At 76.6% G+C, this 6,023-nt stretch carries 6 protein-coding genes; 1 reads left to right on the top strand and 5 read right to left on the bottom strand.

The genetic code is table 11. The features are described 5' to 3' along the window. From ACI79X_RS12030 to ACI79X_RS12010, 5 genes are all read right to left on the bottom strand, one after another. Positions 1-1,799, bottom strand: a 1,799-nt coding sequence (locus ACI79X_RS12030) for an FtsX-like permease family protein (RefSeq protein ID WP_457025630.1), incomplete at its 3' end; no start/stop codon positions are given. Positions 1,800-1,802: 3 nt separating this feature from the next. Beyond that, positions 1,803-2,576 (bottom strand): ABC transporter ATP-binding protein, encoded by a 774-nt coding sequence (locus ACI79X_RS12025; protein ID WP_457025629.1) that lies wholly within the window; start codon positions 2,574-2,576, stop codon positions 1,803-1,805. A 224-nt stretch (positions 2,577-2,800) separates the two neighbouring features. Then, positions 2,801-3,493 carry a response regulator transcription factor gene (locus ACI79X_RS12020; protein WP_457025628.1) on the bottom strand — a complete coding sequence of 231 codons (693 nt, stop codon included), beginning with the start codon at positions 3,491-3,493 and terminating at the stop codon, positions 2,801-2,803. After that, positions 3,490-4,686, bottom strand: coding sequence for a sensor histidine kinase (locus tag ACI79X_RS12015; RefSeq protein WP_457025627.1), 1,197 nt, complete (start codon positions 4,684-4,686; stop codon positions 3,490-3,492). The genes ACI79X_RS12020 and ACI79X_RS12015 overlap by 4 nt, the downstream gene beginning before the upstream one ends. 80 nt (positions 4,687-4,766) lie before the next feature. Further along, entirely contained in the window at positions 4,767-5,276 is a 510-nt protein-coding gene (locus tag ACI79X_RS12010; RefSeq protein ID WP_457025626.1) for a MarR family winged helix-turn-helix transcriptional regulator, read from the bottom strand. An 88-nt stretch (positions 5,277-5,364) separates the two neighbouring features. Between ACI79X_RS12010 and ACI79X_RS12005 the strand changes: the two genes are divergently transcribed. Then, a complete protein-coding gene (locus ACI79X_RS12005; RefSeq protein WP_457025625.1) occupies positions 5,365-5,928 on the top strand; it encodes a YceI family protein in 564 nt (187 codons plus the stop codon). Positions 5,929-6,023: the final 95 nt, after the last annotated feature.

Genomic DNA, 6,023 nt, shown 5'->3' with positions numbered 1-6,023 from the left:
CCCCCCCCCCCCCCCCCCCCCCCCCCCCCCCCCCCCCCCCCCCCCCCCCCCCCCCGCCGGCGCGGCCCCCCCCCCCCCCCCCCCCCCCCCCCCCCCCCGCCGGCGTCGACGGGGTCCACGCCCTGCACCCAGGTCGGCTGCCCGTCGGGACCGGTCAGGTCGGCGCCGGCGAGCGCCGTGCCGCCGACCACGCCGTCGACCTCCTCGAGCTGCGGCAGCAGCGACGCCGGCAGCTCGCCGTACGCGCCGATCTCCACGTCGGCCGGGTAGGCGGAGTCCAGTCCCGCTTGCGCGGTCGCCCGGGTCGAGGCGGCGCCGACGACCATCGCGGTGGTCAGCGTGACGCCGATGAGCAGCGCGGTCGCCGTCGCCGCGGTCCGCCGCGGGTTGCGGCTCGCGTTCCCGGCGGCCAGCCGGCCGGGCAGGCCGCCGGCGCGGCCGAGCGCCCGGCCCGCCGCGGCGACCACCGGGGGCACCGCGCGCTGGGCGAGCAGCACGACGCCGAGGAAGCTCGCCGCCCCGCCGGCCAGGGCGGCGTAGATCTGCGACATCACGACGCCGAGCGCCATCAGCGCCGACCCGCCGAGCACCAGCACCAGGCCGGTGGCGAAGCGGAGCATCCCGCCGCGGCTGCGCAGCGGCGCGGGGTCGCTCGGCCGCAGCGCGGCCAGCGGCGCCACCCGGGTGGCCGCCCGCGCCGGGCCGAGCGCGGCGACGAGCGTGGTGAGCGTGCCGACGGCGAGTCCCGCGCCGACGGCGTACAGCGGCACGGTCACGCCCTCCAGCGGGATCGGGGAGTCGGTGCCGACGAGCGCGGAGACGACGGCGGCCAGCCCGATTCCGGCACCGACCCCCAGCGCGGAGGCGACCAGCCCGGTGGCCGCGGCCTCGGCGAGCACGCTGCGCCGGACCTGCCGCGAGGTGGCGCCCACGCAGCGCAGCAGCGCGAGGTCCCGCGTGCGCTGCGCGACGAGCACCGCGAGCGTGTTGGCGATGACCAGCCCCGCCACGAGCACCGCGACGGTGGCGAAGACCAGCAGCACCGCGGTGAGCGCGAGCCGGTTGCCGGTCACGTACGCGACGGCGGACGCGGCGGCCTCCTCGCCGGTGGCCACCGTGACGTCGCGCCCGTCGAGGGCCGCGGCGACCGCGGACACCAGCCCGGCCGGGTCGGTGCCGGGGGCCGCGGCGACGCGCAGCTCGGTCGGCTCGGCGCCGCCCCAGGCGGTCACCTGCTCGGGCACGGCGTACCCGTGGGCGAACACGCCCGCGGCGGGGTCGCCGGCCAGGTCGACCAGCCCGGTGACGGTGGCCTCGGCGGTCGCCGTGACGTCCCCGGTGGCCGGGTCGAGCACGGACACCGCGACGACGTCGCCGACCTCGGCGTCGGTCGGCGTGCCGAGGGCGAGCTCGCCGGGGCGGTCGGGCAGGGCGCCGTCGGTCACCCGCTGCCAGCGCAGCTCGGGGTCGGCGGCGACGCTGCCGACCTGCAGGTAGGCGGCCGAGCGGCCGGGGAGGGCGGCCTGGACATCGGCGGAGGTGGTCGGGTCGACCGCGGCCACGCCGGGCAGCGCGGTCAGGGTGGCGACGTCGCCGGCCAGGGAGCCGCCGTCGCGGGCGGTGACCACGGCGTCGGCGCCGACGTACTGGGCGCCCGCGGCCCGTAGCAGCGTGGCGCGGGCGGTCTCGTTGAGCACGAGCGTGGCGGCGACGAACGCGGTGGCGATGACGACCGCGAGCGTGGCCGCGACCAGCCGCGGCAGGTGCGCGCGCAGGCCGGCCAGGGTGGTGGACAGCACCGGTCAGCCCCCGAGCCCGCGGAGCGCCTCGAGCACGGACGCGGCGGTGGGCCGGTCGATCTCGCCGGCCGGGCGGCCGTCGGCGAGCAGCACGACCCGGTCGGCGTAGGACGCCGCGGTGGGGTCGTGGGTGACCATGACGACGGTCTGGCCGGTCTCGCGGACGCTGCTGCGCAGCAGGTCGAGCACCTCGGCCCCGGCGCGGGAGTCGAGGTTGCCGGTGGGCTCGTCGGCGAAGACGACGTCGGGGCGGGGGAGCAGCGCCCGGGCGATCGCCACCCGCTGCTGCTGGCCACCGGAGAGCTCCGAGGGGCGGTGCCGCAGCCGCTCGCGCAGGCCGAGCCGGGCGACGACGGCGTCGAACCACGCCGGGTCGGGGCGGCGGCCGGCCAGCTGCATCGGCAGCACGATGTTCTCCCGCGCGTCGAGCACCGGGAGCAGGTTGAACGCCTGGAAGACGAAGCCGATGCGCTCGCGGCGCAGGCGGGTCAGCTGGTCGTCGCGCAGCCGGGTGAGCTCGGTGCCGCCCAGCCACACCTGCCCGGAGGTGGCGGTGTCGAGGCCGGCCAGGCAGTGCATGAGCGTGGACTTGCCGGAGCCGGACGGCCCCATGATCGCGGTGAAGCCGCCGCGCTCGAAGGTGACGTCGACGCCGGCCAGCGCGTGCACCGCCGTCTCACCGGAGCCGTAGACCTTGGTCAGGCCGGTGGCGCGGACGGCGGCGGACGACACCGGCGCCGGCGGCTCGCCGGGGACGGTCATGACGGGGACGGACACTGCGGACCTCCGCGGATCGCTTCTCGGGACGCTGACGACCCTCGCGGTCCGGGGCGTCCTCCCGCGTCGGAGCAGAGGGTGATCCCGCGGTCATCCCGGGGGCGGACCGACGGCCCCGAGGACCCCTCCGGGGAGGGGCCACGTGCGCGACGAAGGCCCCTCCGGAGGGCCATTGGCGCGACGAAGGCGCTACCGGAGAGGGCCCCTGGCGCGACAGAGGGCGGTCAGGCGTCGCGCAGCAGGTCGGCGGGGGAGACCAGCCCGGTCCGGTAGGCGAGGACGACGGCCTGCACGCGGTCGCGCGAGCCGGTCTTGGCGAGCACCCGCCCGACGTGCGTCTTCACCGTCGCCTCGCTGACGAACAGCCGCTCGGCGATCTCGGTGTTCGTGGCGCCCAGCGCCATCTGCACGAGCACCTCGCGCTCCCGTGGGGTGAGCTCGGCGAGCTCCGCGCCCCCGCCTCCGCCCGCCGGGGCCGACGCCGACCCGCGCAGCATCGGCGCCACGTGCTGCAGCAGCCGCCGGGTGGAGCTGGCGGCGATCACCGAGTCGCCGGCGTGCACCGTGCGCACCGCGGCGAGCATCTCCTCGGGCGGGGCGTCCTTGAGCAGGAAGCCGCTGGCGCCGGCGCCGATCGCCGCGACGACGTACTCGTCGAGGTCGAAGGTGGTCAGCACGACCACCCGCGGCGGGTCGGGCAGCGCGGTCACCTGCCGGGTCGCCTCGATGCCGTCGGTGCCGGGCATGCGCACGTCCATGAGGACGACGTCGGCCGGCGTCGCGCGCAGCACCGCCACCGCGGCGGCGCCGTCCCCGGCCTCCCCGACGACGGTCAGGTCGGGCTGGGAGTCGATGACCATGCGGAACCCGGCCCGCACCATCTGCTGGTCGTCGACCAGCGCCACCCGGATCGTCACCGCGCACCTCCCAGGGGCAGGACGGCGTGCACGCGCCACCCGCCGCCGGCGCGCGGGCCGGCCTCCATGCGTCCGCGGTGCAGCTGCGCGCGCTCGTGCATCCCGCGCAGCCCCTGGCCCTGTCCCTGGAGGTGCCCCTCGCTCTCGGCCACGGCGGCCGCCGCGCCCCGCCCGTCGTCGAGCACCGACAGCTCGAGGGAGTCCGGCCGCCAGTGCAGCCGCACCCACGCCCGCCCGTTGGGGCCGGCGTGCTTGAGCACGTTGGTCAGCGACTCCTGCACGATCCGGTAGGCGGCCAGCTGCGGGCCGGCGGCCATGGGGCGCGGCTCGCCCTCGACGAGCAGGTCGACGTCGAGCCCGCTGGCCCGCACGTCGTCGACGAGCACCGGGATGGCTGCGACGTCGGGCTGCGGCGCGTACTCCTCGCCCGGGCCCTCGCGCAGCACGCCGAGCAGGGCGCGCATGTCGGTGAGCGCCTGGCGGCCGGTGGCGGCGATGGCCTCCAGCGCGCCGGTGGCGGCCTCGGGGTCGGTGCGACCGGCGTAGCGGCCGCCGTCGGCCTGCGCGATCACCACCGACAGGGAGTGCGCGACGACGTCGTGCATCTCCCGGGCGATGCGGGCCCGCTCGGCGGTGGCGGCCAACCGCATCTCCTGGTCGCGCTCGACCTCCAGCAGCCGCGCCCGCTCGGCGAGGCCCGCGATCTCACCGAGCCGCGAGCGGCGCACCCGGCCCAGCGCCCAGGCGGCGACGACGGAGACGCTGATCGCGCCGGCGGGGAACAGCATCTCGTCGGGCGCGTAGGACGAGTACCAGCGCAGCGAGGCCAGGACGGCGCCGAGCAGGCCCAGCGCCAGGCCCGCCCACGACGCCCAGCGCGGGGCGTAGGCCGCCAGGGCGTAGACCATGAACAGCGCCGACACGTTGGCGGCGAGGAAATCGGTGCCGAGGACCAGCTCGGCGAGGCCCACCACGGTGACCACCCCGGCGGCCGGGACCGGCGCGCGCCGCCGCCAGGCCAGCGGGACCACGAGCGCGACGCCCAGGACGAAGGCGATGCCCTCCGACCCGTAGTAGGAGGAGGCCGGGGCGACGACGGTGACCAGCCCCACCAGGCAGGCGAGGGCGACGTCGACCTCGAAGGGCCGGTCGCGCAGGCGTGCGGCGAGCTGGTCGAGCAGGGGTCCGTCCATGTCGGCACCGACCCTAGGCAGCGCCGGGCGCTCCGTCGTCCACCCGCGGGAGGACCCCGTGTCGTGCCGCGGGCGGACCCTCAGCGCGAGGCGTCGAGGTGGCGCAGCAGCGTCTCGCCGATGTCGCGCATCGCCGCGACCTGCTCGGGGGTGAGCTGGTCGAACAGGTGCGTGCGCACCGACTCGACGTGGACCGGCGCGGCGGCCTCCAGCGCGGCGAAGCCCTCGTCGGTGAGGACGGCGAGCAGCCCGCGACCGTCCTCGGCGCACTCCTGCCGGCGGACCCAGCCGCGTTCCTCGAGCCGTGACACCGCGTGCGACAGGCGGCTGCGCGAGGACAGGCAGCGGTCGGCCAGCTCGCTCATGCGCATCTGCCGGCCCGGGGTCTCCGACAGCTGGACGAGGATCTCGTAGTAGGCCTGCGGGATGCCGGTGGCGCGCATGAGCTCGCGCTCGAGCCGGTCGTCGAGCAGCTGGGTGCTGTAGAGCCACGCGCGCCAGGCGCGCTGCTCCTCGGCGTCGAGCCAGCGTGTCCCGCCGGCGGGCTGCTCGACGTCTCCCTCGTCGGGAGGGGACACCTGCGTCGTCATGCCCCCAGGGTACTGGCGGAATAGTCAAGCGCTCAACTACGCTGTCGGAGGCACGGAAGTACAACGCTCAACTACCTGGGAGCCAGCAATGACCAGCACCACCGCCGTCCAGATCCCCGGCTACGTCGCCGGCACCTGGGACATCGACGCCAGCCACTCCACCGTCGGGTTCTCCGTCCGCCACATGATGGTGAGCAAGGTCCGCGGCTACTTCACCCAGTTCTCCGGCGAGATCGTCACCGCCGAGGACCCGGCGCAGTCCACCGTCAACGCCACGATCGACATGGACTCGATCGACACCCGCCAGGAGCAGCGCGACGCGCACATCCGCTCCGCGGACTTCTTCGACGTCGGCAACCACACCGTCATGACCTTCCGCTCCACCGGCGTCGTCGCCGACGGTGAGGACTGGACCGTCCAGGGCGACCTGACCATCAAGGGCATCACCAAGCCCGTCACCCTGGCCCTCGAGGTCAACGGCTTCGGCCCCGACGCCTACGGCGGCACCCGCGCCGGCTTCAGCGCCAAGACCTCCATCTCCCGCAAGGCCTTCGGCGTCGACATCGACATGCCGATGGACGGCGGCGGCGTCGTCGTCGGCGACAAGATCGAGGTCGAGCTCGAGATCGAGGCCGTGCTCCGCACCGCCTGATCCCCGGACGCCGCACGCGCGGCGGACCCGATCGAAGGGCCCCGGACGCTCCCCGCGTCCGGGGCCCTCGCGCCTCCCGGGAACCAGCGGAGCCC

The sequence above is a fragment of the Geodermatophilus sp. SYSU D01119 genome (assembly GCF_054049975.1).
This window is presented reverse-complemented; position numbering and strand designations above follow the sequence as displayed.

Bases quoted from the DNA above. Each gene is read 5' to 3' on its own strand.
- ACI79X_RS12015 (WP_457025627.1), bottom strand. From the start codon at position 4,686: ATGGACGGACCCCTGCTCGACCAGCTCGCCGCACGCCTGCGCGACCGG.
- ACI79X_RS12010 (WP_457025626.1), bottom strand. From the start codon at position 5,276: ATGACGACGCAGGTGTCCCCTCCCGACGAGGGAGACGTCGAGCAGCCC.
- ACI79X_RS12005 (WP_457025625.1), top strand. From the start codon at position 5,365: ATGACCAGCACCACCGCCGTCCAGATCCCCGGCTACGTCGCCGGCACC.